The following is a 25,586-nucleotide window of genomic DNA, read 5'->3' as shown; positions in this document are numbered from 1 at the left end:
TCACTCCTTGCCCCACGGCGATGCCGTGGGGTTGGACGGCTCCGTGGGCGTCCTCGGCTGCGGCGTGGACGGCGGGGGCGTCTGCGACGGCGGCGGGGTGCCGCCGTTCTGCCCGCCTGCGGCGTCGGCGGCGGTCTCGGCCTGACCGGCCACCGCGTGCCCGGCCTTCGGCCCGGCCTCGGCGGCATCCTTGGCGACCTTCGCTCCGACCACGACGGCTGCCGCCGGTCCCGCGCCCGCGGCGGAGGCGCCGGCTTCGGCGCCCACGGTTTCACCGCCGGCCGCGGCAGGTGCCTGCGCCGGGGCGGGCGACGGCGGAGGCGTGCCACCTGATCCTGCGTCCGACGCGCCGTCATTGGGGTCTTCGAGAACCTTCTTGGGCTCGCCGCCGCCTTGGGGCTTGGAGGGGATCGGGACGGGACGGTTGAGCGCGTTCTTGGCCTCCTGCTCGGTGCCCATCTGCTGGTACAGGTCGAAGCCCACGAACGACACGAAGCGGTAGACCATGTAGGGCGCGAAGGCCGCGATGCCCATGAGCACGATGCCGGTGATCGGTTCGGTGACGGCGGCGATGTCCAGCTCGATCGGGGTGGCGATCTGCGTGATCGCCAGCAAGAAGATGACGACGAGCACGAGCTTGCTGATGATGAGGGCGATCACGAACGCCGCCCATTTCCCGATCCATCCTTTGGTGGCGTCCCAGGACGCGCCGGCGAACGCGATCGGTGCCAGCACCACGCCGACCAGCAGCAGCGCCTTGCGGATCAGCAGGCTGAACCAGACGATCGCGACGGCGGCGATCATCAGCCCGGCCAGGAAGATCGTGACGATCGCGCCGACGCCGGGCGCGGCGATGTTGATGCCGCTGAGCCCGGCGGCGAGCAGGATGATCTTGTCGCCCATCGTCTCGGTGGTCTCGCCGGACGTCTGGATGATGCCGATGCTGAGCTGGTCCACGATTTCCAGTGCGAGCGCGGTCAGCGTGACGACCACGAACGCGCCCAGCACCGATTTCGCCGCGCCGAGCGCGGCTCTGGACAGCGCGGTCGGGTCGCGGCGGATCAGCCCGGTGATGAGTTGCAGGCAGAAGAAGATCAGGACGAGGAAGACGCCGATGCCGAAGATCAGGTTGTAGACGCTGGTGAACCCGTCCGTCTGGACATCGACCAGCGTGGTCGTGTCGAACACGGCCCACATCGCCTCGATCAGCCAGCCGGCCGCGCCGCCCATCGCCTGGGCGAGCCAGTCGAACGGGGCAGCCACGACCGTCGCGGCAGCCTCGCCCGCCACGTCGCAGACGGTCGAAATCACGGGAACGTCGCAGACACCCATCTCAAATCTCCTGCGGTGACCGGCGGCCCTATACAGCCTGGCCGACGTTCCAGAAGAAGTTCACGAGCGTCACCGCCGCGCCGCAGATCACCGCGGCACCGCAGGAGATGAGAACGCCCAGCTTGCCCCTGCCCGCCAGATGCGGGTTCGAGCTGTTGGCGCCGTAGGCCCAGACGATCGCGGAGACGATTAGCGCCAGTACGGAGAGGATGAGGCCGACCGTCATCACGGCGCCAACGATGGTGCGGAGCTGGTCGATGCCGGGCAGTCCCGAGCTGTTGGGGTCGATGTCGATCACGGCGGTTACTCCCTCGCTGAGCGAATGGCTTGTGGCGACGAGGTGAACCAGGGAGCGACTGGCGAGACCGGGCAGACGAAAGGCCCGCTCCCAACGCAGAGAGCGGGCCTGCTGGCGACGGAGGATCAGAGCTGTTGGCCGAGGGCGATGAGCCAGTTCACCCACGCCACCCCCGCGCCGGCGAGCGCGGCGGCGCCGACGCCGACGAGCACCCCGACCCGGCCCTTGGAGGCAAGCGAGTGGTTGCCGTGCGAGGCGCCCAGCGCCCAGCAGATCGCCGAGACGATGACCATGAGCACCGCGACGATGAGCACGAACATCAGCAGGGCGCCGATGACCTGTTTCAGATCACCGATGCCTCCGAGCCCGTCGAAGTCGGGGAACACTTCCATCACGAACCGGCCCTGACGGTGACGTGCAGGTGGTCGTAATGGCCGCCGGTCACGTCGCCGGGGTCGTGCATCCCGCCGCCGTTGTAGGGGCGCCAGCCTTCGGCGTCGCGGGCCAGGGACCAGATTTGGCCCTGCCAGATCAGGTACTCCACGCCCAGCGACTCGGCGTGGTCCTTCATCCAGTTCGTCACCCGCCACCCGTCCTCGAGCTGCGCGGGCGTCGGGTGCGTCCCGATCGGGTTCCCGAACGTGATGTCACACGCCCGGCCCAGCGGGTGCTCTGACGTTGTGCCGGGCCGGGGCGAGTAGCAGGCCCAGGAGCTGTCGGGGAACGCGGCACGGGCTTGGGCCATGACGTGCGCCATCCGCGCGGTGATCTGCCCGTCGCTGGTGGGGTCATCGACCATCTGGTCGGGGTCGCCGTCCAGCGGGGCGGGATCGCCCGGCGCTCCACCGGAACTGCACTCGTTCGGGCTGCCGACCGTGGCTTCGGGCAGGTCGACCGCGTTGTGGTCGTTAAGCCACTTGGCCGCGTCGACGGCCTCGCCGCTCGTGCCGCCGGGCCGGACCTCGAAATGCAGGTGTGGCCCCGTGCTGTTCCCGGAGCTGCCGACATCGCCGATGTGCTGGCCCGCGGTCACACGATCTCCGGCCGCGACGAGGATGCCGGACTGCCACATATGCGCGTAGGCGGTCGCCACGGTCTGCCCGTCGATCTGGTGCTCGATGACAATGAGTCCGCCGTAGCCGCCGGAGAACTCGGCCACGGTCACGGTCCCGTCTGCGGCGGCGAGGATCGGCGTGCCGTCCGGTGCGGCGAAGTCGGTGCCGGTGTGGAACGACGGTTCCCCGGTGATCGGATGGATACGCGGCCCGAACTCGCTGGTGAGCACCCAAGTTCCCTCGGGGAGCGGGAACACGACCCGCGAGGACTCCGCGACCGGACCGGTCACCACCGAGGCGGTGGCCGGGCCAGCCGCACCCGTCGCGCCGGTGAGAGCGTCGAGGATGCGTTCGGCGACCGGCTCGTAGTTGCGGTAGCGGTCAGGGTAGGCACTGACCTCGACGGCTTGCGCGGCCTCGCCGGGGTCCATCTGGGCCCAGCCGGGGATGTCCAGCAGGCCCCGCGGCGAGGGATAGTTAGGTCCATCGGGTCCGCCGTAGAACGCGCGGGCCTGATAGTTCGTGTCCATCAGCTCCGCGACGGTTCCCCACCCGGATTGCGGGCGCATCTGGAACAGGCCGAGGGAGTCGTGGTCGCCGCCGTTGCCGTCGTTGGGGTAGTTCGCGGACTCGGGGTAGGCACTGGTGTTGGCGAGCTGGCGCAGGGTGCTCTCGGTGAGCGCGGCCATCAGCGCGATCTTGATGCCGGGCCGGCCGACGCCCTCGATGCCGCCGCCGACAGTGATGATCGTGGCCGCGTGCGTGAGCTGGGTCTTGTTCAGCGTGAACGTGGTGCCGTCTTGCGTGGTGACGGTTAACGAATCGGGGACGTTGCCCACGGTGACGCTGCCGCCGGGGACGGCGCAGTTCGCGGCGGCGGGGTTCATCAGCACGCCGATCGCCATCAGGACACAGGCAGGGCCGAACAGGACGAAGGCGAGTCCGAGGATGAGGAGCTTCTTGACCACGGCGTGCCTTCTGTCATCGCAGCGGGTTGTCGAGCTGCGACAGGCGCAGCACGTGACACGGGCCGGTGCGGAACTCCGGCGCGGGGGGCGGGCAGGCCAGAAACACGGTGAAGGCCACGGGGTGCTCGCTGGTGACGGGTTCGCCGTTCCAGACGCCCTCGCGGTGCCGGGTTCCTTCGATCGTGATCGCGGTCGCACCACGCGGGAGCTGGCCGGACTGGGCCTGCTCAACCGCGGTGTCCCATGCTTGGGGCACGAACGAGGACTCGATGGTGAGATGCTGGGTGGTGGCGTACTTGCGCAGCTCGATCCACGCCTCCCGCGACGGCAGATAGGACGCGATGTCGGCGGCGAGGCCCGCCTGCTCATGGCCGGAGGGGTCCCCGACCTCCAAGATCGCGGCGGAGTAATCCAGCGGCATCAGCCCGGAGCCGGTGTCCCAGGCGAACAGCGCCTCAGCGACATTGCGGGCGAACTCATCCGGGTCGTGCGAGGGGATCACCCGCGGCGGCCCCGGTTTGCCGGGCTCGGACTCACCCGGAGCGGTGATGGTCGGAGCCGGATCGGGCGCGCGATCGGTGGGCTGTCGTGGGCCGGTGATGAGCCCATACACGCCGACGCCGATCAGGAGCAGCAGCACGAGGCCGGCGGCGATCACCGCGATGAGTCGGCCACGGGACCAGGAAGCGAGATTCGTCTTCATGCCCAGAGGTGAGCCCGCCGGTGACTGGCCCTACCGGTGCATCAGAGGGCGCGCAGCAGCGGCCGGCCCGCCGACTCAGCGACGGTGGTGCGGGCGGTGCGGAGCTGGTCGGCGAACTCGGTGGTGCCGTCGACGGTGGCGAAGAACGCCTCGGCCTGCTCGTCGGTGAGCTCGACGGCCAGCTCGTCCATGTCGTAGTGGGTCCACCACGCTTCCAGGTCGCCCCAGGTCAGCACGAACGCGCGCACCGGGTACCGCGCCGGTCCCTCGTCCTCGGCGGCTGGTCGACGCTTCGGTGGGGCCGGCTTGCTGGCCTTGCTGGTCTTGGCGGCGTCGACGCGGGCCAGGGCCTCGTCGGCCAGCTCGTGCAACCGCCGGTCTCGCTCGCTGTCGGCCTCGGCTTGGGCGTCGTGAAGGCGCTGGAAGATCGGGTTGACCGCCGCGCCGGCCTCGATCTGCGTCACTCCGTCTCGCGCCTGGGCGCGCACCGCCTCGGAGGCAGTCGGGTCGTCAGCCAAGCGTCGCACGTACCCGATCTGTTCCAGCCGGCTATAGGACGCCGAGCCGGTCACCATCCGCGCCGCCTGCGCACGAGCATCCCCAAGCTGGTGCGAGTCCGATGGTCCCGCTGAATCGGCGGGACCATGCTTTCCGGGCTCGTGGCCCTCGTGGAACTGGGTCTTGGCCTTGCGGCGTGCGGCGTCCTCGGCCATGAGTTCCTTGATCTCCCGGTACAAGGCGGCGGCCTCGATCGGGGTGAGCGGCTTGTGGAGCTGGTTGTCGTCCTGCTCGGCCAGCAGATGCCCCAGCCGGTCCGAGATACCGGAGCGCACCCACACGCTGACGCGGCGCCAGCCGAGCTTCTTGATCGCGGCCATCCGGCGCGCCCCGCACACCAGCACCCCGTCCGGGGTGATCGTCGGCGGCTGCAACAGACCGTCCCGGTCGATCGACGCCGCGAGCGCGTCGATGTCGCCCAGGTCCGTGCGATGCCGGTTGCCGACCATGATGGAGTCCACCGCCCGCTCCAGCTCGATGTGCCCGGCCGGTGCGCTCATCCCGCACCCCGAGCCTTCGTCGTGCCCGGCGCAGCCAGCGAGAGGGTGAGCACGAGGTCGTCATCGCGCAGCAGCACCGGCAGGGTCTCGCCGATCAGCAGCCGCAGCAGGATGCCGCGTCCCGCGCCGGTCGCCGCGAGCGCCGGGTCCGGGCAGCCGAGCAGGGCGCGCAGCAGCACCGCCCAGGAGCGTCCCGGGAGGTCGATCAGGGCTCGGGCGTGCTTGTCGCGTCGCAGCGTCTCGTAGGCCGTATGCCGGTTCCCGACGCGGGTCAGCGCCACGCAGACGTGTTCTACCGCCGGGCGTGCCGTGCCCTCGGGCCAGTCCAGCAGCATCAGCAGCGTGATCGCGTCCTCGACCGCCGACCTCGCGGTGGTTGCCGCCGGCTCGGCCGGTGCCTGCTCCGGGGTGTTGTCGCGGTCGTGGGCGTCCTTGATCTGGAACGCGGGATGGTAGTCGCTCAGGACGTTCTCGCGGTCGGAGAGCCGTTCGGGGTCGTGGAAGATCGAGTAGCGGGGCCGGCGTGCCTGGTGGGTCGAGCACAGCAGCCCTTGGCCGCGTTCCTCGGCGATGCAGGTGATCCGTACCGCGTGCGTGATGACCGCCCACGGGTCATCGGCGGTGCGGGCGGCCTTGGTGCGCATCACGTCGAACGCCGCCGACGCGGCCTCCCACGGATCGAGCCGGTGCTTGTGCGCCAGCGCCGCGTACTTCTCGGCCGCGAACGCCATCAGCTCTGCCGCTACCGGGTCGTGCTCCCAGGCGCGCTGGCCGGCGGCGTGCAGCCGTTTCAGCAGGGCACGCAGGCCCTCGCTGGTGCGGTAGTCCTCAGCCGTCCGGCCGCTGGTCTCGCTCATGGTGCTGGTGTCGTTGGTCATGGTCTGGGCACCTCCCGACGGCGAGGTGCACCCGCAGACGACTGCGGGGCTCGCCGTGACGGAATGGGCGCCCATGACTCATCACCACCCGGCTACCTCATCCCGACCCCGGAGCGGTGCGGTCCCTGCTCGGCGCCGCCGCGACGGCCGAACGCGCTCAGGGGCGGCAGACGCTTGGCTCGCTCGGCGACCCAGCGGGCGCCCTTCTCGATCGGGGCGCGGACGTGCCGGTTCATATCGGCGGTCCGGTCGATGCCCCGGCGAGACAGCGCGCCGCCGCCTTGGGCGATCAGGTCGGTCGGGCGCACCCAATCCACGCCCCGGCCCCGTACCCGCGCCAGCTTCTCCTTGGCGGCCTTGCGGGACTCGGCGTCCTTGACCGCATCCGGAGTCCCCGCGGCTTCGGTCGCCTCGGACGAGTCCGGGTCGTTCCGCGCAGGCGGCGGCTCGGGCTCGGGGTGCTGGCGATGCTGCTCCCGCATCCGGTCTTCGTCGTTCATGGCAGGGCTCCTTCCATCTCGGGCTGCGACCCGGAGGGGTCCGCCTCATCGGACTGGTGAGCACGCGGCAGCCAGCGGCCCACCGTCGAGGGATGCACGCCCAGGTGCCGGGCGATGGCCTTGTTCGACCAGTCCTGCTCGCGCAGCTCTGCCGCGAGCACCCGGCGATCCGGCCCGCCGTCAGAGTCCGTAGCGGTGACGCCTGCCTCCGCAGGTGGCGGGTCGAGAGGTGCCGCCTCGCGCTGTGGCTGGGCGGTGATCGGCTCGACCGCCGGTGGCAACTCGAGCGCAATAGTGGGGCGTGCGGTGGCGCGGGTCAGCACGACGGTCAGATGCGTGATCGCCAGCAGCACGACCGGCGGCACGGCAGCGACCGCGGCCGCGAGCGGTCCGGGCACGTCGGCGTCGGCCGCGACCACCGCGTGCAAGCTGTTCGCCGTCACCGACACGGCGGCGCCGCCGACCAGCAGCGCCCATGGATACCACGCCGCTCGCTCACCGGCGAGGGCGACGACGGCGACCGTGGAGACCACAATCACGCCGTCGACGATCAGCGGCCACGCCCACGCCTGCCCGGTCCCGATCCCGGAGCGGCGGGCAAGGTCGGCCAAGGAGGTGAAGCTGAGCCAGAATGCGCCGGCGGCGATGAACACCGTCCCGGCGACCGAGGTGATGACCGCCCACCGGCGGCCGCGTAGCTCCTTCATGACAGCCCCCGCGTGGCGGGCGCCCGCTGCTGCGCGTTCCCGCGAGCGAACTCGCCCGAAGGCGATGCGGCCGGACGGTCCCGGCGGGCTCCGGCGCCGACGCTGCGATAGGCGCTGTAGACGGTGCGGGTGATTTCCCGCTCCCCGAAATCGGATTGTGCGGCCGTCACCATCGCGTCCAGGGCATCCGTGAGCGGCACCCCGCCCTCGGACAACCGGCACGAGGCCCAGAAGAGTTTGAGGTTGCGGTCGGTGGCCTGCCGCCCCAGCCACGTCGCCAGCCGCTCCGCATCCTCGCGCCGCACTGGCCCACCGAGGCGCGGCCGAGGCGCGGGCCGAGGATCAAGGAAGTCTCGCAGCCGGGCCGCATCTATCGGCCAGGCCGCACCGGCCGCGAGCTGCTCGACCCGGTACGGCGTGCGCAGGCCGTCGAGCCGTAGCAGCGAGGGCGGGGCGATGATGTAGCCGCCGTCCCCGCGACAGTCGATGCCGACCTTCCCTGCCTGCCAGGACCGTTGCGCCTGGTTCGGGTCGGCTGGAAAGTAGGCGTGCTGGCCGCCGGTGGGTGTGCGCACGACCGCCAGCGGCTCGGGGATCAGCCCGGCCCGGGCTGACCGCGCGTAGGCGGCGTACCCGTTGACGCCGTGCACATCCACGTCGATCACTACCAGCCCCGAGACGGCACCGGTCGGGATGCCGATGTTCGCGGCCGGCCGCGCCCGCCACCACGCCTCAACACGGCTCGGGTCGATGCTGGCCTCGTGGAATCCGCGCTCCGGGATCGGCCGCTTCCCGGCCGGCGCACAGGGGAACACCGGAACTCCGGCCCGCGCCAGCTCACCAGCCGCGACCGGCAACGGTGCCCCGTCGAGCTGACCGAACACGGCGGCAGCCGTGGCGGGGGTGACCATCACAGGCCCCGTCCCGAGCCGACTGAGGCCGCCGGCGTCTCCCGCTCCGGCAGCGGCTCGACCTGGCGCGCGGCCTGCTCTGGCGTCTCCTGGGCCTGCGGCGTGTGCTCCGGGCCATCGACACGCAGGGACAGCGGGTTGCCGTTCCCGAGCTGTGTGGTGTCGAGCTTGTCGAGAATGTCGAATGCGGTGCTGCGCACCTGCTCGCCCGTGGCGCGGACCACCGCCACGGGGTCTTTCCCGTCCACGTTGCTCGCCCATCCGGCGACATACGGGATCGTGTAGTCGCTGGTGTCCATGCCGTGTGCGGCGGCGATCATCAACGCGACCGACTCCGCGCGTACCTCGCTGATTCCTCGATGCTCGCGGGCGTCGTCCCGCTGATTCGGGCCGTCCAGCCGGACGTGCGCCAGCTCGTGCGCGAGGGTCTTGACCTGCGCGGCCGGGTCCATGTCCGCGCAGACCATCACTTGCCGGGTCTCGAAGTCGATGCAGCCGTTCGCGCCCCGTTCGATGCGGTCGCGCGGCATCCGCAGCACCTCGAACCCCAGCGACTCCGCCTGCTCGGTCAGGCCCTCCCACAGCCCGGCCGGGGCTTCGCCTTCCAGCAGCCTCGGACGGGGCAGCTCGGGAAGCGGTGCGCCGTGCGTCCTCGACACGTCCCACACATAGGCCGGGACGACGCTGACGATCCGCCTGCGCACGACTTCGCCCGGTCGGGGCTTCTCCCACTTCCCGAGCCGCCGCCACGACGCCGGATCGCGCGGGGTCGCCGATGCGAACCTCGCCTTGACCGGACCGCGAATCCGATAGCCGCCGTCCTTCTCCGGCCAGCGGCCCATCTTCTGCCAGTCGTTGTACCCGGCAACCCAGGTCGGCGTCGGTGTCGGCACCCGGCCCTGTTCGTAGGCTTCGAGATGCTGCGCCCAGATCAACAGCGTGTTGTTGAACGAGCGGGTCCGGAACCTCGCGGCGAACTCGATCGCACGCCGCCAGTCATCGCCCGACACCAGTTCCTCGACCGAACGCACGATGCGTTCTTCCAGCGCATCGAGCGTCACTTGCCGCGCCGCCTGCTTGTCCTCGTTCGCAGCCATCGCCTGACCTCCCTCCGCCAGGGCCACTCCGAGTGGGAGCAACCGTGCGACCGCGAGGTACGCCGGGCGGATCAGGAAGACAAGACGGACGACGGAACAAGACTGGCGACCGTCAGCTCCGCGACGAACCCGACGAGTCTCTACCGGCCTACCGGATCGGAACTGGCCCTGGGGCCTGCGGCCACCGATCCCGCGGCTATCACCCGGACAGATGCGTCCTTCACCCGGCCACTTGCGTGGACGTCACCCGATGCATCGTCCGGTAGTCGCTGGGAGTAAGGCCGACGCCGCGGCGGAACTGGCGAGCGGCGAAGTCAGGATCGCTCCAGCCCACCTCCTGAGCGATCGCCGCAACAGAGCGGGACGTCGTGCGTAAAAGATGCGCCATCCGCTCGGCTCGCTGCATGGTCAGGTAAGCGATCGGTGACTTCCCGTACGCCTCAACGAAGATGCGGTTGACCTGTGACTTCGACAGATGTACTTCATCTGCCAAGTCCGACACGGACCAACGCCGCGCCGGGTCCGTCCGTAAGAGTTCAGCGACCTTGCGCGCTTCTGTGCGCAATGGCGCAAACCGACGAACACGAGGTAGGGAGGGTATCGCGGTCGCGCGCTGCGTCGGGGATGTACGGATCGGTGAGGTCTTGACAAAGGGAGTCACGACATGAGCGATGCTGAACCACAATGCCTGCATTCGATTGAAGTTCTCCGCGAATCGGCCATCGATACTGAGAGCAACCAGCTCATCGAGACGCGGCATCAGCATACCCGCTCGATCTTCGCCGATATGAAGTACCTGCGCAGGCTCGGCATACATAGTCTCGGCAAAGCACTGCGCGTCGAGGCGGTCCCGTAATATGCCGACGTGTTGCCAGAAAATCTGGTCAATCAAGTAGTCGGTGTCGAGATAGACCGTCGTCACAGTTGCACGACCCTCGGGCTCACCCCCAAGCAGTGTGTTGGCCCCCAGGAGAATCACGTCCCCAAACTTGACCAGCTTCTGCTTGAACTCGCTAAACAGGATAGCGCTTCCATCGCGAACGACGATGACCTGAACGCAGTCGTAGGCCAACGGCCCGACCGGCTGGACGATGATGCGGTTCCGGGCGAGGATGGGTGCGAAACCGCGGAGACTGCAGGACTCGTGTTGGTTCGACGCCGCGACCGATTCGGGCTCATCAACCGCATTCCTGGGATGGGATTCCTGACCACCTCTTTCGCGGGCACCAGACGGACCGCGCTGAGGACTGCGCGACGGGCGGGTCTCGACAATCCCGCGACTAATCGACCGGTTCGAGCCCAACGAACTTCATCCGGTCCTCGCCGTAGAAGCATGTCTGCAAGGCGAATGAACCGTCGAGGCCAAGTAGGTCATCGGTGGTCGCCCAGGTCTTTGGCGTGTGGCGGATATCAACCACTTGATACACCTGATCGCTACCCTCGACCTGCACCCGTTGGCCTATCTCCCAGGGGAGCAGGACGTCGCCTTGACAATTGTTGTGAGCTGCCCATACCGGCGGAACGCCCTCCCGCTCGTAGGAACTCATCTCCGTGAACGTTCCGTCGCAGCCGTCTAGTTCGTGCACGCCACCCGTGGCGCCCAAGTCCACGGTGGGCAGGTCTCCGAACGCGTCCTCCCGCGCGGCATGGATGCTTCCCGTGACCGCCGTCTTCACCGTCCCGTACACATACTCGACCCGCTCCGGCGCGGCGAGAAGGCCTACCAGCAGCGCCCCGCCAGCGAGGACGAGGACCGTCCCCGCCGCCGCGCTGAGGAACCCATGCCAGCGCCGCGGCGGTGGCTTACTCCGTCCGACTGTCTCCCGCATGCTCCGAACCCCGTTCCGCACGTTGACCAACCTCATGTTCGACTATCCATGATAGTTACTATCTAGCATAGTCGTATGGTTCAGCCTGTCTTCGCCGGCCGCCGTGGGGTAGCCGCCTCCCGCCCGGTTCGTGACCTCTGCGGCCCACGCGGTCCGAGAGGAGTGGGCTGCGCGAGGAGCGATCGGTGGGCGCTGCACAACCGTCCGGAGAGTCCGCTTGCCTCTGTCGCGGAGACTTCGTTCGCGACGCTGCGATGACAAAGTTGAGATCGCGATACCCCCGGGGGTATAGTGGAGTCATGGGCGCGACCGAGATCAGGCGAGAGAACCCGACCGGGGTGGTCGAGGAGAGCTCGGTGCCGATCCTGGGCTTTTGGGCCGACCACCCACTCGACGACGTTCCTGACAGTCAGAGGAGTTTCGCCTATGTCTGACCGACAGCTCACCTGCGCCCCGGCATGCCGCGCCGGCGTATGGGGGCGGCTGAGCCGTGGAGCCGTCGCCCTGATCGTCGGCGCGTTCGGTGCATCCATGCTGTCGACGGACCCGGCGATCGCGGTAGCCGCCGGCGTGATGGCCACCGTCATCGCGGTCATGGCGGTCACTGGAACATGCCCGACGAGCTGGCTCACCACTCGTCGGCAGCCTCAGACGCCGCAGCACACACTCGACATCCCCGATGCCCGGCAGCACGTCGACCTGACGAGCGCCCCCGTCCCGAACAGGAGTTCTCATGTCCACGAGTGACCCCGACGCCCAGCGCCGCATCCTCAACCGGCTCCGCCGCGCCCGCGGCCAGCTCAACGCCGTCATTGACGCGGTCGAAGGCGGCGGGTCGTGCCGGGAGGTGGTGACCCAGCTCGCGGCGGTCTCCTCGGCGCTTGACCGTGCCGGGTTCGCGATCATCTCCACCGCGATGAAGGACTGCATCGCCGACCCCGACGGCACCAACCGTGCCGACGACATCACCACCGAGGAGCTGGAGAAGCTGTTCCTCACGCTCGCCTGAACGAGCGATCCTCACGACCAACCGACAGCCAGCCCTCGAAGGAAGAAGCAATCCATGTGCCGAGCTGTGACCTGTAAGACCTGCGGCAAGACCACCTGGGCCGGCTGCGGCCAGCACATCGCCGAGGTCAAGCGCACCGTGCCGGCGGGCCAGTGGTGCCCCGGACACGACAAGGAGAAGGAGAAGGCAGCCGCGACGAGCGGGTTCTTCGCCCGCTTGTTCGGACGATGACAGGCGCCACGCGCCACGACTCGCCCTCTCAGAATCCTCAGGAGTTCTGGGAGGGCCGCTACCGGGACGCCGAGCGCGTGTGGTCGGGCCGCCCGAACCCTAGCCTGGTCAACGCTGTGCAGCACTTGGCTCCGGGGAAAGCGCTGGATCTGGGGTGCGGGGAGGGCGCCGATGCGATCTGGCTCGCCACCCAGGGCTGGCTCGTCACCGGCGTGGACATCTCCGCCACCGCTATCGCCCGCGCACGCCGCGAGGCTCAGCGTCAACAGGCCAGCGCGGCCACCCGGTTCGTCACTGCCGACCTGGCACGGTGGGAGCCGGACGACGGCCCCTACGATCTGATGACCGCCAGCTTCCTGCACTCGCCTGTCTCGCTCCCGCGCATCGCGATCCTGCAACGCGCAGCCACCACGGTGCGCGCCGGCGGTCACCTCGTGGTCCTCTCCCACGCCGCACTCCCACCCTGGGTCGACGCCGCGGATCATCCCGCGCACAGCTTTCCCAGCCCGGCACGACAGTTCGTGGAGCTGAACCTCAACGAGCACGACTGGCTCGTCCTGAGCATCCAGACGCACACCCGACACGCCACCGCCCCTTCCGGCGAGGCCGCCGAGCTGACCGACGGGGTACTTCTCCTCCAGCGCCGGTGACCGGCTCGTCCCGGCGCGGCGGACCCGCTGTGGGGCGGCTTAGCCGCGGGACATCGCGGTCTGGACGATGGCTTCGACGTGCAGCGTGGTCGAGTCAAGCAGCGGCAGTCCCGGCACGTCGTCGGGGCCGACCAAGAGGATGATCTCGGTGCATCCGAGCACGATCGCCTCGGCCCCGGCCGCGTGGAGGTCTGTCATGACCCGGATGTAGGTCTCCCGAGACTCAGGCCGGAACACGTGTCTGGTCAGCTCGTCGAAGATGATCTGATCGACCGTGGTCCGGTCGACGGGCTCCGGGGGCAGCACAGTGAAGCCCGCTCGCTCGAGTCTTCTCCGGTAGAAGTCCTGTTCCATCGTCGGCGCGGTGCCGAGCAGTCCCAGCCGGGTCACCCCGATGTCGGTCGCTGTGGTCGCGACCACATCGGCGATGTGCAGGAATGGGACGGTGATCGCCGCCTCGATGACGGGCGCGACTCGGTGCATCGTGTTGCTCCCGCAGGCGATGAAGTCCGCTCCCGCCCGCTGCAGGCCCCGGGCTTTGCCTGCCAGATACTGTCCGGCCTCATCCCAGGCTTCGGCGCGCACGCATCGTTCGATGACGCCGAAGTTCACGCTGGACAGCACCAGCTCGGCTCGCTCGTGCCCGCCACGCAGCTCGTTCACGCGGTCGTTGATCCGGCGGTAGTAGTCCACCGTCGCGACGCTGCTCATCCCGTGCAGCAACCCGATGGTCCTCATCGGCGCTCCATCTGCCACCTTCTGGTCCGGTCAGATGCGGATGTAGGCGGCGTCGGCCAGTTGCGCATGGACGATCGCGGTGACCGCGGAGGGGACCGTGCCGACCTCGGGTCGCAACTCGCCGGGGTCGATGCCGCGCCGTCCGAGCCCGACGCTGCACGCGGCCACCTCGGTGTGCTCGGGCACCTGGACGGCATCGGTGCCGGTCAGGCCGGCCAGTGCCGGGCCGTTGACGATCACCCGCACCCGCACTCCCAGGCCGGCGGCGTGGAGTCCGGCGGCGGCGTCCAGCGCCCGTTGCACGTCGGCGGGGTCGTCGGCCACGTGCAGGATCACCTCACGAGTGTTCTCATTCATTGTTTGGTGTTCTCTCTTGGTTTCCGGCAGGGTCAGATGGTGCAGCCGGTGAGGGCGGCCGAGACGTAGGGCAGATGGACGAGGGCAGCAAGGGCGGCCATGCCGACCAGGTATGCGGCGATCGCGACGGCGGGCAGGGCGCCTGCCAGCCCGGCGCTGGGGTGGACGAGGTGGCGGATGCGTTCGGGACCAGCGGCGTGCAAGGCGACAGGGCAGGAGTGCTGCGGCATGGCGGGGTGGGTGCGTTCGCCGAGCTTGACCAGGGCGCTGACCAGCGCCCTGGTTCCTGCGTGACGGCGGGCCTGGTCGTCCGCGGCGATCTCCAGGTAGTGCGGCAGCGCGTCGGCGACAGCGCGGATCAGCGGCACCCACCGTAGGTAGGCGGCGATGCTGTCCACTAGCGCGGTGATGAGGTGGTGGCGTTGGTGCAGGTGGGCGTGCTCGTGGGCCAGCACGGCGGCCAGCTCGCCCGGCCCCAGCGCGCGCACCGCGCCGGTGGAGAGCACGATCCCGCCGTGACGGTCGGGGAAGGTAAGCGCGAACGGGTGCTCGGCGTCGACCAGTGCCACCTCGTGCCCGTGAAGGAGCTGCCGCCGCGCGCCGTGTAGCAGCGTGCGGGCGGCGTCCCGGGAGCGAGAGCTGCGCCGAACCATCTGGCGGGCAAGACCTGCTCCCAGAGCAAGGGCCAGCGCCACCGGCAGGGCGAGCAGCAGCACCGCGGGGATCAGGGTTTCGGTGGTGTCGGCGGAGAACGGGTTCGCGGCGGTCAGGCACCGTTGGCAGACCTCGGCCGCGCGTTCGGGCAGCAGCGCGGGGCCGGCTCCGGCCCAGGCCAGCACCGGGCCGATCGCCAGCAGCGTGACCAGCCAGACCCCGATGCCGCCGGCGACGACCACGATCGCCAAGCGCGGGACGCGCACCAGGGCGGGGGCAGCGTGCCGCAGCAACCACGGCCCGAACACCGCCAATGCCACCAGTCCGGTGCACAGAGCCATCGTGAGGATGCCCGCGGTCATGGCATGTCTCCCCGGTCGCGGCGTTCCAGGTAGTCGCGCAGCAGGTCCAGGTCGTTCTCGGGCATCGAGTCCACGAACTGCAGGATCGAGGCGGCCCGGTCGCGGCTAGCCTCCAGCACCTGCTCCATCAGCCCCGCGGCGTGCTCGTGCCTGGTGATCTTGGCGCCGTACCGGGTGGACCGGTTCTGCCTCGTGATGGTCACCAGGCGCTTGCGATCCAGGTTGGTGAGCACGGTCGCGATGGTGGTGTAGGCGGGGTCGGAGGGCAGGTGCTCGATCACTTCGCGCACGGTAGCCGGGCCGTGGTCCCACAGCACGTCCATCACCTGCGCTTCCAACGCCCCCAGGCGCAGCAGGTCGCCGGAGCGCCCATCGGCGGCCTTCATCGCACAGCCGCCACCGGCTCGGGGCGGACCGGGCAAGCGACCTGCCCGCGTAGTCGCCACACCAGTGCGACGCCGGTCAGGATCAGCGCGCCGAGCGCGAGGAACGGCTGCACGGGGGTGAACCAGGTGATCGCTCCCGAGTACCCCAGCGCCAGCAGCGCCAGCTTGTTGCACACCGGGCACCCCACCGCGAACCACGCCAGGATGCCGCCGGCCATTCCCATCCGGCTGCTGCGCCGAGCCTGCGCCTCATCGGCCGCGTCGGTGGCGGCGCCGTCCTCGCTGACCGCATTCGCCTGCTGCTCGTCCGCGGCGGCGCGGTACGGGCGGATATACGTAGCGACCAGCATGCCCGACAGCACCGAGGTGACCAGCCACACCGGATAGTTCCACCACACCGGCGGGATGTCTCGACCGAACAGCGGGTTGGGGATCAGCACCGTCGCCACCCCGATCACCACCGCGACGACCGCCGAGGCAGCGATCGCGGCCAGCACCTGCCTGCCCGTCCACCCTCGAAGCGCCTGGACCGCCAACCGGAAGCTTTCGCCGATGCCCTGGCGGGATCGAGTCGTGGGAGAGGTCATGGAACCCATTCTGACACGACTCGACTACCACGCATAGTCGACTATCTGAGATAGTAGAGGTCGGTGCCCGCGACAGTGACAGGAGAATCCCTATGCCCACCGAGACCACGAACCGCCCGAAACCGTCGAACCGTTCGAGGTCGTCACAAATCGTGCCGGTCGCCGTGTTGACCCTGGCTGCTGTCCTGATCGCCGTGATCGTGGCGGTGAACTGGAGTGGCACGACGGCCGAGGAGGGGGGCTCGCCGTCGGATAGCGGCGCGCCGACGGAGGTGCAGAACCCCGAGCAACCGGACCTGTCTGCGGCCGAGACCAGGGACGAGGCGGACCTGCTCGCGGCCGGGCCCGTGGATGCGCCGGTGGTGCTGGTGGTGTTCTCGGACTATCAGTGCCCGTTCTGCGCGCGGTGGAGCGAGCAGACACTGCCGTCGATGATGGAGCACGTCGACGCCGGGGATCTGCGGATCGAGTGGCGCGACATCAACGTGTTCGGTCCCGCGTCCGAGCGCGCAGCGCGGGCCTCGTACGCCGCCGCCCTCCAGGGGGCGCTCTGGGAGTACCACGACGCCCTGTTCGAGGACGGGGAGCGCAGGTCCGAGAGCGAGCTGAGCGAGGAAGCCCTCGTCGCCTTGGCGGGCGAACTCGGTTTGGACACCGAGCAGTTCGCCGCCGACCTGGGCTCGGAGGAGACGGCGCAGGTGATCGCCGCCAACCAGCAGTTCGGGTTCGACCTCGGCGCCACCTCCACCCCGATCTTCATCCTGGGCGGACAGCCGATCGTCGGGGCGCAGCCCACCGAGGTGTTCCAGGAAGCGTTCCAGAGCGCGCTCGACGCGGCGGAGTGAGGCGGCGTGGACATCGGACTGCTCGCCGCGTTCGCCGGCGGCACGCTCGCGCTGCTGAGCCCGTGCGCGGCGTTGCTGATGCCGGCGTTCTTCGCCTCCACGATCGGCAGCGGGCCCCGGCTGCTGCTGCACGGAGCCGTGTTCTACGTCGGCCTGCTGACCGTCCTGGTCCCCGTGGGGGTCGGAGCCGGCGCCCTGGGGACGCTGTTCGTGACTCACCGGCAGGCGATCGTGCTCGTCGCCTCGCTGGTCCTGGTCGTCCTCGGCGCGGCGCAGGCGCTCGGGTTCGGGTTCGACCCTGCCCGGCTGCTACCGGCCGGGGCAGACCTGCACGCGCAAGCGGCGTCCAAGACCGGACTCGTCAAGACGGTGCTGCTGGGCGCTGCCAGCGGCATCGCGGGATTCTGCGCCGGCCCGATCCTGGGCGCCGTGCTCACCCTGGCCGCCGCCCGCGGCGACACCCTCGCCGCCGGCGTCATGCTCGCCGTGTACGGCGCGGGCATGGTGCTGCCGCTGCTGCTGATCGCCGCGCTCTGGCAGCGCCTGGGCGCCCGTGGACGCCGGTTCCTGCGCGGGCGATCGTTCACCGTGCTGGGCCGGGAGCTGCACACCACCTCGGTGGTCACCGGGCTGCTGATCGTGGGCGTCGGGGTGCTGTTCTGGACCACCAACGGCCTGGTCGGGGCTCCCGAACTGGTTCCGCTCGACGCCCAGGCCTGGCTCCAGGAGAACACCGCGATCCTGGCGAACCCGATCCTGGACATCCTCGCCGTCGTCCTCATCGCCGGGATCGTGCTCGTGCTCTGGGCCAGACGCCGCCGTACCCACGCTCGCGCTGACGCCCAGGCGGGCGAGCACCGCGCGGAACAGTCATGACGCCGCGCCGGGGACGCTCCAGCCTTGCCCTCGCCGCCGTGGCCGCGCTGCTGGTGACCGGCTGCGGGGCATCCGAGCCCGAGCCCGTAAGAGACCCCTACCCGGTCGATGGGTCGCTACCCGTGGTGGACACCTCGGGCTTGCAGCTGCCGACGCCGTTCGAGGAGCTGGAGGTCGTGGACCCCGGGTGGGACATCACTCCTCAGTACGCGGACGGGGTGTACCTGGCCGCCGGTGAACGCGACGGTGTGCTGGAGTTCACCGCCGTGGACGTCTACGGGGACGTGCTGTGGGCCGCGCAACGTCCAGCGAGCTGCACCGGGTTCGTCGTGACCACCGACGCGCACGGCCGAGCCCTCGCGATCCTGGGCGACCTCCAGATCACGGCCGATGCCCTGGCCGCGACGACTGCCACCGCCTACGACCTGACGACCGGGGAACAGGTCTGGGGTCCGGTCGAGGTGCCCGGCCCCTACCAAGGCCCCGGCCTGGTCTTCGCCGCACCTCCCGATGGCTTCATGGGCGAGACCGGCCCACGCGTCGCGCTCGATCCCACCACCGGAGACGTCGCGGCCGACGAGTCGAGCCCTGAAGGTATCCGCATCATCGGCGAGTACCACGGCATCGTGCTGCTCACCCACGAGGACGCTCTGATCGCGCGCGACACGGCCGACGATCACGAGCTCTGGCGCATCCCCCTCGCCGAGCACGGCTGGACAGCGGCGTCCATCAGCGCGTCCCTGCGCCCTGAACCGGGAGACGGGCTCGCGCTCATCGCCACCTCCGAGACCACCGGCGCGCTCCTCAACCTGGATCAGGGCAGCATCGTGAGCAGCACCGCCCGCGACGCCGCCGTAGACCCCACCACGGGGACCCTCGTCACCCTGGACGACACCGGCCTGCACGGCTACGACGCCGACGACCGACCGCTGTGGTCCCTGCCTGTTGCCGCCGAGACCACCATCGCCGCGATCGGCGGCGTCTTCCTCTACCTGCGAGAGGACGGGGCGATCCGGGTCCACAACGTCCTCACCGGCGATGTCGCCCAAGCCTACGAACCCGACGGCCAAGGACCGATCATCGTGCCCACCCACATCACCATCAACGGCGCTGCACTCCTCCTCCAGGAACGACGGCACCTGGTGGCGACGATCGCTGAGTCCCCTCTGAACGAGTCCTTCCCGACGTCCAGCCACGCGGGCATGTCGATCGTGGGCGCTCGGGTGGCAGACTCGACTTGAAATACCCCAGGGGGTATGAGACGGTAAAAATACCCCCCAGGGTATCGATGACATCGACGGAAGGATGAACAGTGCTCCTCGAACGCATCTACGACGAGGACCTGGCGCAGGCCGGGTACTTCATCGGCTGCCAGACCAAGGGCGAGGCGGTGGTGATCGACGCGCGCCGCGACATCGCGGACTACCTGGCGCTCGCGGCCAAGCACGGCATGCGGATCGTCGCAGTGACCGAGACCCACATCCACGCTGACTACCTGTCCGGGACGCGCGAGCTGGCTGCGGCGGTCGGCGCCGAGGTCTACGTCTCCGGCGAGGGCGGCGCGGACTGGCAGTACGGTTTCGACGCCCGGCGTCTGTACGACGGCGACACGATCACGATCGGCAACATCACGATCCAGGCCCGGCACACGCCTGGTCACACTCCTGAGCACCTGGTGTTCCTGGTCACCGATGGTGCCTTCGCCAGCGAGCCCGGCTACCTCATCTCCGGCGACTTCGTGTTCGCCGGGGACCTGGGCCGCCCCGACCTGCTGGACGAGGCCGCGGGTGGGGTCGACACGCGCTTCGAGGGCGCGCGGCAACTGTTCAGCAGCTTGCGTGAGGTGTTCCTGACCTTGCCGGATCATGTCCAGGTCCACCCGGGGCACGGCTCCGGCAGTGCGTGCGGCAAGGCGCTCGGAGCGCTGCCCTCGACCACGGTCGGCTACGAGCGCGCCCACGCGTGGTGGAGTCGCCACCTGGCTGCCGAGGACGAGCAGGGGTTCATCGAGGAGCTGCTCGACGGGCAGCCCGACGCGCACGCCTACTTCGCGAGGATGAAGAAGCAGAACCGCGAGGGTCCCGCCGTGCTGGGCGAGCGCGGCCCGGTGCCAGAGCTGGCCGTAGCGGAGGTGGCGCGGCGGCTGGAGGCCGACGAGATCACCTTCGTCGACACCCGCCCGCCGGCGCAGGCCCATCAGGGCACCGTTGCCGGCTCGCTCAACATCCCCGACGGCTCCAAGACCGCCACCTATGCCGCCTGGGCCTACGATCCCGAGGCCGACTCGCGTCCGCTGGTGCTGCTGGCCGAGGACCAGACCGCCGCCCAGGCGATCGCGGATCGGCTGCTGCGGGTCGGCATCGACCAGACCGCCGGCTACGTCACCACCATCGACGGGCTTCCCCGGTTCGTCCCGCCCCTCATCGAGCCGGCCGAGCTGGCAGGTTTCGATGCCGCGCTGCTGCTGGACGTGCGCCAGCGCGGCGAGTACGCCGCCGGGCACATCCCCGGCGCCACACAGCTCAGCGCCGCGCGCGTGCTCTGGCACCAAGACGAGCTGCCGTGCTCCGGCACGATCGTGACCTACTGCCAGTCCGGGATGCGGAACACCGTCGCCGCCAGCGCCCTACGACGCGCCGGGCACGACGTCGTAGAACTCGACGGCAGCTACAACGCCTGGCGCGCATGGCAGGAGACCACCAGCGAGACCGCGCTGGCCTGACGCACAGCAGACCGCTCGCATCCTCCGACGTGCGGTCGGCCCCAGCCCCTTCCGTTCGCATCTCCGCTGCCCGCGGCCAGACCTGACGAGGAACCACCCCATGACCAATCCCTCCGCTGAACTCCGAACGATCACCGCCGAGGAGCTCGCCCAGTGGCGTCAGCTTCACGACGACCTCACGATCATCGACGTGCGGTCCCCGGCCGAGTTCGAGACCCTCCATATCCACGGCTCGTACAACGTCCCGCTGCCGCTGCTGACCGAACATGCCTCGGAGCTGGCAGAGCGGCTCGGGCACCGCGCGGTGCTGGTGTGCCAGTCCGGCAACCGCGCCACCCAGGCCCAGCAGCATCTCGCTGCCGCCGGCGTGCGGACGGCCAACGTGCTCACCGGCGGCGTGCCCGCCTTCGAGGCCGCTGGCGGCCAGGTGGTCCGCGGCGCAGCTCGCTGGGACATCGAGCGCCAGGTGCGGTTCACGGCCGGGCTGATCGTCCTGGTGAGCCTGCTCGTGGCCGAGTTCCTGTGGCCGGAGTCCCGATTCATCGCGTTCGCGCTCAGCGCCGGGCTCGTCGTCGCGGCGCTCACCGGCTCCTGCCTGATGGGCCGCATCCTCTCCCGCATGCCCTGGAACAAGGTCACGGCCAGCCCCACCGCACGGAGCGCGATCGCATCCATCCCGGTCGCGACCCAGGAACTGTGATGCCCTGGCGTGCTCCGACGTTCCGACGGCGTTCAACCGCAACGACCCCGCATCTTGGACCGGCATCGGCACGGTCGGCGTCACGACCCGCAGCACCAACCACGATGCCCGGTGAGCACGAGTGAGCGGCACCCTGATCCTCACCCTCGTGCTCGCCGTGAGCGTCGGGCTCGCGCTAGGGACGCTCGGCGGTGGCGGGTCGATCCTGACCGTCCCGCTGCTCACCTACATCGCGGGCATGCCCCCGAAAGAGGCCATCGCGGCCTCGCTGCTGATCGTCGGCGTGACCTCGCTGTCCAGCCTCGTCGTGCACGCCCGGCACCGTCGAGTCCGATGGCGCACCGGGCTCATCTTCGGAGCCGCTGGCATGGTGGGCGCCTTCGCCGGAGGACTCATCGGAGGCCAGCTCCCCGGTGCCGTGCTGATGGTGGCCTTCGCGATCATGATGATCGCCACCGCGATCGCGATGGTCACCAGAAAGCCCAGGCGCGACACCGACCAACCCACGGCCGATGCCGGGACCGAGCGCGCCCACTCGCTGCCGATGCTGCGGACCATGCTCGAAGGCATCGTCGTCGGCCTCATCACCGGGATCGTCGGCGCCGGCGGCGGCTTCCTCGTCGTCCCCGCCCTCGTGCTGCTGGGCGGCCTCAGCATGCCGGTGGCCGTGGGCACCTCACTGCTGGTGATCGCGATGAAGTCCTTCGCCGGACTCGCCGGCTACCTGACCACGGTGACCCTCGACTGGCCCCTGGTGGCCGCGGTCACTGCGATGGCCGTGCTCGGAGCGCTCCTCGGTGCGCGCCTGTCAGGACGCATACCAGCCGACGCCCTCCAGAAGGTCTTCGGCGTCTTCGTCCTGCTCACCGGAACGCTCGTGCTCGTGATCGAGCTGCCGCCGGCCTGGGCGATCGCCGCCGGAGGCCTCGGACTCATCACGGTGGTCCTCGTCCTCGTCTGCCGGCTGACCGCTCTCAACTGTCCCTTCGGCCTAGCCCGGCCGACCCCGGGCTGAACCACTTCACCTCACAACACACCGTCGCCGACCAGACTCCGGAGCCCCACCCTCATGACAACCATCGACCTCACCGAAGACGCATTCTCAGCCGCCATCACCGACCATCCCATCGTGCTGGTCGACTTCTGGGCCGCCTGGTGCGGACCATGCCGCAGCTTCGCCCCCGTCTTCGAGGCCGCGTCCACCGAGCATCCCGACATCCTGTTCGCCAAGGTCGACACCGAGGCCCAGGCATCCCTGGCCGCCGCCGCACAGATCACCTCCATCCCCACGCTGATGGGCTTCAAAGACGGCGTCCTGGTCTACTCCCAGCCCGGAGCGCTCCCGGCCAAAGCGCTCCACGACCTGATCGGCAAAATCCGCGACCTCGACATGGACCACGTGCGCGCGCAAATGCAGGCGTCCGACCCTCGCTAGAACAGGGAGCGCATCATTTCCGGGCTCAGAGTCGAGACATCGGCCGACACGCGGACGCGGGCGTCCGAGACTGCGCCCTTGCCGCTATGGGCCGCGATGCCAGTCGCCGGCGTGGCCGGGCTCGCGATGGATGCGGCGTTCCCCGCACTCGGGTGGTGGCCGCTGGCGTTCGTCTCGGTGACGTTGTCCCTGGTCACTCTCATCGGGCGACGGTCCTGGGGGGCGCTGCTGGTCGGGACAGTCTTCGGCGCAGCGTTCTGGTTTCCTCACGTGTCCTGGTCGGCGCAGTTTCTCGGGGAGCATCCGCTGAGCTGGGTCCCGTGGGTGGCCCTGGCTGGCGCGCTGACGATCTACACGGCTGTGCTGACGGTGCCGATCGCCCTCGCCTACCGATGGCTGCCGCGCCGGCGCAACGCCTTCGCGATGCGGCTGCTGGCGCTGCCGCTGCTGGTAGCGGGAGCCTGGACGATCCGCGAACTCATCATGGGCTCCTGGCCCTACGGCGGATTCCCGTGGGGACGGGTGGCGATGAGCCAATCGGAAAGCCCGATCGCTCCGGTCGCGTCATGGGTCGGCGTCTCCGGCCTGGGCTTCCTGATGGTCGCCGTGTGCGCCGCCGCGATCGAAGCAGTCCGTTGGATCGTGCGCGCGCAATCGGCACGCGGTAACGCCACCGAGCACCCGAGAACACCTCTCGCCTCGTGGGCGGCGTCGATCCCCGTGCTCGGTCTCGCAGCGGTGATGGTCCTGGTGCCGCAGTTCCCGACCAGTCACGCGGGCACCATCCGGGTGGGCGCTGTGCAGGGCAACGGCCCCGCCGCGTACGTCGATGAGCACGAACCGGGCGCGGTCCTGGAATCTCAGCTCGCCGCTTCCGCCCCTCTCGAAGACGAACAGGTCGACATCGTGCTCTGGCCCGAGGGCGGCGTCGACAGTGATCCCCTCGCCGACGAGGCCACCGCTCACGCGCTCGACGATGCAGCCGCCCGATACGACGCCCCGATCCTGCTCAACGCCGCCGCGGCAGACGGCCACCTCGTCTACAACACTTCCTTCCTCTGGACCTCGAACGGGCCGACGGCCGCGCACGCCAAACGCCATCCCGTCCCCTTCGGCGAGTACGTGCCCGACCGGTGGTTCTACGGCGCGCTCGTGCCCAGCCTGGTAGACCTCCTAGAACGCGAGTACGCCGCCGGCGTCGACACACCCGCCATCGAGGTCGACGGCGTAGAGGTGGGACTGGCGATCTGCTTCGACGTGGCCTTCGATGACGTCATTCACGAAGGCGCGCACAGCGGTGCCCAGGTGCTCATGTTCCAGACGAACAACGCCGACTTTCGCGACACCGATGAAAACCTGCAACAGCTTGCGTTCGCGCGCATGCGCGCCATCGAGACCGGCCGCAGCGTCGTCAACCTCTCCACCACCGGCACCAGCCAGGTACTCGCCCCGAACGGCGCCACGCTGGCCGCACTAGCCGCGGACGAACCCGGACTCATGATCGCCGACCTTGAGCTCCGGGACGGGCTCACCGCCGCCGTCATGTTGGCGCAGTCGATCAACACGCTGATCGTCTCAGGCACTCTCGCCGGCTTTCTCGTCCTCGCCTTCCTCCTCCTGCGAGACCGTGCATCCTCGCGACACCATCGGGTGCTGGACTCCAGCCAACGAAGCAGCATCGGCCTGCACGAGTGCGCCGACGCGCATCGCCGAGAGCGCTTGTAGCGGAAGAACGCCGTTGCCGAGCGCAGCGATCTGCTGATTAGCCGTGAGTTGATGGATCGGATCAGTGATCCAACCACTGGGGAGACCCATCAACCACTCCACGAACTCGGGCGACGGCCGCGGTCCACTAGTCCTGTCTAGCAGCGCTGGCGCGATTCGTCCTGTCACATGCTCCCATCGGGCGATGGCGCGGGCGTAGCGTCCCCAGCGGCGAAGATGTCCTCGATCAGGAACCACAGCATCTCGGGTTCGCTGCTCTTGCTCTGCAAGCCAGCCGGCCCGTTTAGCGCGAGGTCGATGATCTGATGCGAGAGCGCGATCGTCCCCCGCCTCGCCCTCACCTGTTCCAGTGACTCGCCGCCACGAGTCGAGTCCGTGGCGAGCGGCGTCCTGAACAGTGCCCCGGCTGCGGGCGAGGATGAAGACGCGAAGCCTGGGATGAGGAGCGCCGACAAGGGACGCTGGTAGGCCGATCCATTGCGTGTCATACCGCAGGTCGGCCAGATCGCCGAGTACGGCGCCGACTGCCCGGAGAGGTCGAGCTGCGAGGTCTCCCAGACCCCACGGGTCGGGTTCCACTTCGCGAAGGGCTGCATCGCCGGGGGTTGCGTGGTCGGGATTGCTTTGCGCATCGTCGTCTTCTTCTAGGGGTGCGCGGACGGCGGGTGAGGACAGCAGGCCGCGCACGTTCTCGATGACGACGAGCTGGGGTTGCAGCGCGTCGATCGCGGCGGCCATGTACGACCAGAGCCCGGAGCGGGTGCCGGGCGCGAGGCCGGCGCGCTTGCCCACGGTCGAGACGTCCTGGCAGGGGAAGCCTCCACAGAGAACATCGACCGGCTCGACGGTGCGCCAGTCGATGGTGGTGATGTCGCCCAGGTTGGGGGCGTCGGGTCAGTGGTGGGCGAAGATGCGGGAGACGTGTTCGTTGTTCTCGGAGAACCAGATCGTCTCGCCATCCAAGGCGTGTTCG

At 69.5% G+C, this 25,586-nt stretch carries 32 protein-coding genes and 1 pseudogene; 13 read left to right on the top strand and 20 right to left on the bottom strand.

The window, feature by feature from the left end:
- The 13 genes from NHH00_RS01810 to NHH00_RS01750 form a co-directional block, all read right to left on the bottom strand.
- Positions 1 to 1,332 carry a conjugal transfer protein TrbL gene (locus NHH00_RS01810; protein ID WP_026529669.1) on the bottom strand — a complete coding sequence of 444 codons (1,332 nt, stop codon included), beginning with the start codon at positions 1,330 to 1,332 and terminating at the stop codon, positions 1 to 3.
- A gap of 28 nt (positions 1,333 to 1,360) precedes the next feature.
- Positions 1,361 to 1,630: a DUF6112 family protein gene (locus NHH00_RS01805; protein ID WP_026529668.1), complete on the bottom strand. Its 270-nt coding sequence runs from the start codon at positions 1,628 to 1,630 to the stop codon at positions 1,361 to 1,363.
- 125 nt (positions 1,631 to 1,755) lie between these two features.
- Complete coding sequence (locus NHH00_RS01800; RefSeq protein ID WP_026529667.1) at positions 1,756 to 2,022, bottom strand: DUF6112 family protein; 267 nt, start codon at positions 2,020 to 2,022, stop codon at positions 1,756 to 1,758.
- Positions 2,022 to 3,653 carry a M23 family metallopeptidase gene (locus NHH00_RS01795; RefSeq protein ID WP_253049602.1) on the bottom strand — a complete coding sequence of 544 codons (1,632 nt, stop codon included), beginning with the start codon at positions 3,651 to 3,653 and terminating at the stop codon, positions 2,022 to 2,024. The genes NHH00_RS01800 and NHH00_RS01795 overlap by 1 nt, the downstream gene beginning before the upstream one ends.
- 13 nt (positions 3,654 to 3,666) lie before the next feature.
- Positions 3,667 to 4,356, bottom strand: coding sequence for a hypothetical protein (locus tag NHH00_RS01790; protein WP_036542082.1), 690 nt, complete (start codon positions 4,354 to 4,356; stop codon positions 3,667 to 3,669).
- Positions 4,357 to 4,397: 41 nt separating this feature from the next.
- A complete protein-coding gene (locus NHH00_RS01785; RefSeq protein WP_253049600.1) occupies positions 4,398 to 5,414 on the bottom strand; it encodes a ParB N-terminal domain-containing protein in 1,017 nt (338 codons plus the stop codon).
- On the bottom strand, positions 5,411 to 6,292 hold the full coding sequence (locus tag NHH00_RS01780) for a hypothetical protein (protein WP_253049598.1): 882 nt from the start codon (positions 6,290 to 6,292) through the stop codon (positions 5,411 to 5,413). Before NHH00_RS01780 ends, NHH00_RS01785 begins: the two co-directional genes overlap by 4 nt.
- A 92-nt stretch (positions 6,293 to 6,384) precedes the next feature.
- Positions 6,385 to 6,792, bottom strand: coding sequence for a hypothetical protein (locus NHH00_RS01775; protein WP_253049596.1), 408 nt, complete (start codon positions 6,790 to 6,792; stop codon positions 6,385 to 6,387).
- Entirely contained in the window at positions 6,789 to 7,499 is a 711-nt protein-coding gene (locus NHH00_RS01770) for a DUF2637 domain-containing protein (RefSeq protein ID WP_253049594.1), read from the bottom strand. The genes NHH00_RS01775 and NHH00_RS01770 overlap by 4 nt, the downstream gene beginning before the upstream one ends.
- Entirely contained in the window at positions 7,496 to 8,410 is a 915-nt protein-coding gene (locus NHH00_RS01765; protein WP_253049592.1) for a bifunctional DNA primase/polymerase, read from the bottom strand. The genes NHH00_RS01770 and NHH00_RS01765 overlap by 4 nt, the downstream gene beginning before the upstream one ends.
- Entirely contained in the window at positions 8,410 to 9,507 is a 1,098-nt protein-coding gene (locus NHH00_RS01760) for an ArdC-like ssDNA-binding domain-containing protein (protein WP_112266854.1), read from the bottom strand. The genes NHH00_RS01765 and NHH00_RS01760 overlap by 1 nt, the downstream gene beginning before the upstream one ends.
- Positions 9,508 to 9,727: 220 nt before the next feature.
- Positions 9,728 to 10,579, bottom strand: a complete 852-nt coding sequence (locus NHH00_RS01755; RefSeq protein ID WP_164498149.1) for a helix-turn-helix domain-containing protein — start codon at positions 10,577 to 10,579, stop codon at positions 9,728 to 9,730.
- 208 nt (positions 10,580 to 10,787) lie between these two features.
- The gene (locus NHH00_RS01750; protein ID WP_112266852.1) at positions 10,788 to 11,372 is read right to left on the bottom strand and encodes a hypothetical protein; all 585 of its coding nucleotides are present in this window, start codon (positions 11,370 to 11,372) and stop codon (positions 10,788 to 10,790) included.
- 263 nt (positions 11,373 to 11,635) lie between these two features.
- Between NHH00_RS01750 and NHH00_RS20485 the strand changes: the two genes are divergently transcribed.
- The 5 genes from NHH00_RS20485 (at position 11,636) to NHH00_RS01730 (ending at position 13,226) form a co-directional block, all read left to right on the top strand.
- Positions 11,636 to 11,770 (top strand): hypothetical protein, encoded by a 135-nt coding sequence (locus NHH00_RS20485; protein ID WP_290444580.1) that lies wholly within the window; start codon positions 11,636 to 11,638, stop codon positions 11,768 to 11,770.
- Positions 11,763 to 12,083, top strand: a complete 321-nt coding sequence (locus NHH00_RS01745; RefSeq protein WP_028850586.1) for a hypothetical protein — start codon at positions 11,763 to 11,765, stop codon at positions 12,081 to 12,083. Before NHH00_RS20485 ends, NHH00_RS01745 begins: the two co-directional genes overlap by 8 nt.
- Entirely contained in the window at positions 12,070 to 12,345 is a 276-nt protein-coding gene (locus NHH00_RS01740; RefSeq protein ID WP_026529653.1) for a metal-sensitive transcriptional regulator, read from the top strand. The genes NHH00_RS01745 and NHH00_RS01740 overlap by 14 nt, the downstream gene beginning before the upstream one ends.
- Before the next feature lie 66 nt (positions 12,346 to 12,411).
- Positions 12,412 to 12,576: a hypothetical protein gene (locus tag NHH00_RS01735; protein ID WP_169720974.1), complete on the top strand. Its 165-nt coding sequence runs from the start codon at positions 12,412 to 12,414 to the stop codon at positions 12,574 to 12,576.
- Positions 12,573 to 13,226, top strand: coding sequence for a class I SAM-dependent methyltransferase (locus NHH00_RS01730; protein ID WP_112266850.1), 654 nt, complete (start codon positions 12,573 to 12,575; stop codon positions 13,224 to 13,226). The genes NHH00_RS01735 and NHH00_RS01730 overlap by 4 nt, the downstream gene beginning before the upstream one ends.
- 39 nt (positions 13,227 to 13,265) lie before the next feature.
- Here the strand turns inward: NHH00_RS01730 and NHH00_RS01725 are convergent, their stop codons facing one another.
- From NHH00_RS01725 to NHH00_RS01705, 5 genes are read right to left on the bottom strand one after another with little or no spacing between them, the layout of a single operon-like run.
- Positions 13,266 to 13,964 (bottom strand): aspartate/glutamate racemase family protein, encoded by a 699-nt coding sequence (locus tag NHH00_RS01725; RefSeq protein ID WP_028850584.1) that lies wholly within the window; start codon positions 13,962 to 13,964, stop codon positions 13,266 to 13,268.
- Positions 13,965 to 13,994: 30 nt separating this feature from the next.
- A complete protein-coding gene (locus NHH00_RS01720; RefSeq protein ID WP_112266848.1) occupies positions 13,995 to 14,300 on the bottom strand; it encodes a hypothetical protein in 306 nt (101 codons plus the stop codon).
- 53 nt (positions 14,301 to 14,353) lie between these two features.
- Positions 14,354 to 15,337 carry a M56 family metallopeptidase gene (locus tag NHH00_RS01715; protein WP_036542091.1) on the bottom strand — a complete coding sequence of 328 codons (984 nt, stop codon included), beginning with the start codon at positions 15,335 to 15,337 and terminating at the stop codon, positions 14,354 to 14,356.
- Positions 15,334 to 15,723, bottom strand: coding sequence for a BlaI/MecI/CopY family transcriptional regulator (locus tag NHH00_RS01710; protein ID WP_036542093.1), 390 nt, complete (start codon positions 15,721 to 15,723; stop codon positions 15,334 to 15,336). Before NHH00_RS01710 ends, NHH00_RS01715 begins: the two co-directional genes overlap by 4 nt.
- Entirely contained in the window at positions 15,720 to 16,310 is a 591-nt protein-coding gene (locus NHH00_RS01705) for a hypothetical protein (protein ID WP_051016936.1), read from the bottom strand. Before NHH00_RS01705 ends, NHH00_RS01710 begins: the two co-directional genes overlap by 4 nt.
- Before the next feature lie 92 nt (positions 16,311 to 16,402).
- Between NHH00_RS01705 and NHH00_RS01700 the strand changes: the two genes are divergently transcribed.
- The 8 genes from NHH00_RS01700 (at position 16,403) to lnt (ending at position 24,613) form a co-directional block, all read left to right on the top strand.
- Positions 16,403 to 17,155 (top strand): DsbA family protein, encoded by a 753-nt coding sequence (locus tag NHH00_RS01700; protein WP_051016935.1) that lies wholly within the window; start codon positions 16,403 to 16,405, stop codon positions 17,153 to 17,155.
- Positions 17,156 to 17,161: 6 nt separating this feature from the next.
- A complete protein-coding gene (locus NHH00_RS01695) occupies positions 17,162 to 18,031 on the top strand; it encodes a cytochrome c biogenesis CcdA family protein (protein ID WP_102209895.1) in 870 nt (289 codons plus the stop codon).
- A 38-nt stretch (positions 18,032 to 18,069) separates the two neighbouring features.
- Complete coding sequence (locus NHH00_RS01690; protein ID WP_158495191.1) at positions 18,070 to 19,272, top strand: hypothetical protein; 1,203 nt, start codon at positions 18,070 to 18,072, stop codon at positions 19,270 to 19,272.
- 71 nt (positions 19,273 to 19,343) lie between these two features.
- Positions 19,344 to 20,753, top strand: a complete 1,410-nt coding sequence (locus tag NHH00_RS01685) for an MBL fold metallo-hydrolase (protein WP_112266846.1) — start codon at positions 19,344 to 19,346, stop codon at positions 20,751 to 20,753.
- Between the two features lie 100 nt (positions 20,754 to 20,853).
- Positions 20,854 to 21,453 (top strand): rhodanese-like domain-containing protein, encoded by a 600-nt coding sequence (locus tag NHH00_RS01680; RefSeq protein ID WP_112266844.1) that lies wholly within the window; start codon positions 20,854 to 20,856, stop codon positions 21,451 to 21,453.
- A 121-nt stretch (positions 21,454 to 21,574) separates the two neighbouring features.
- A complete protein-coding gene (locus NHH00_RS01675) occupies positions 21,575 to 22,468 on the top strand; it encodes a sulfite exporter TauE/SafE family protein (protein WP_112266842.1) in 894 nt (297 codons plus the stop codon).
- A 54-nt stretch (positions 22,469 to 22,522) separates the two neighbouring features.
- Positions 22,523 to 22,888, top strand: a complete 366-nt coding sequence (trxA, locus tag NHH00_RS01670) for a thioredoxin (protein WP_036542724.1) — start codon at positions 22,523 to 22,525, stop codon at positions 22,886 to 22,888.
- Between the two features lie 111 nt (positions 22,889 to 22,999).
- Positions 23,000 to 24,613 carry an apolipoprotein N-acyltransferase gene (lnt, locus tag NHH00_RS01665; protein WP_253049590.1) on the top strand — a complete coding sequence of 538 codons (1,614 nt, stop codon included), beginning with the start codon at positions 23,000 to 23,002 and terminating at the stop codon, positions 24,611 to 24,613.
- A 164-nt stretch (positions 24,614 to 24,777) separates the two neighbouring features.
- Here lnt and NHH00_RS01660 read toward each other — a convergent pair whose 3' ends face one another.
- Together NHH00_RS01660 and NHH00_RS01655 are read right to left on the bottom strand one after the other, a co-directional pair.
- On the bottom strand, positions 24,778 to 25,245 hold the full coding sequence (locus NHH00_RS01660) for a hypothetical protein (RefSeq protein ID WP_187326295.1): 468 nt from the start codon (positions 25,243 to 25,245) through the stop codon (positions 24,778 to 24,780).
- A gap of 94 nt (positions 25,246 to 25,339) precedes the next feature.
- A pseudogene (locus NHH00_RS01655) lies at positions 25,340 to 25,474 on the bottom strand (DNA cytosine methyltransferase); the annotation flags it as partial.
- Positions 25,475 to 25,586: the final 112 nt, after the last annotated feature.

The organism is Cellulosimicrobium cellulans (genome assembly GCF_024124905.1).
Lineage (GTDB): Bacteria > Actinomycetota > Actinomycetes > Actinomycetales > Cellulomonadaceae > Cellulosimicrobium > Cellulosimicrobium cellulans_G.
This window is presented reverse-complemented; position numbering and strand designations above follow the sequence as displayed.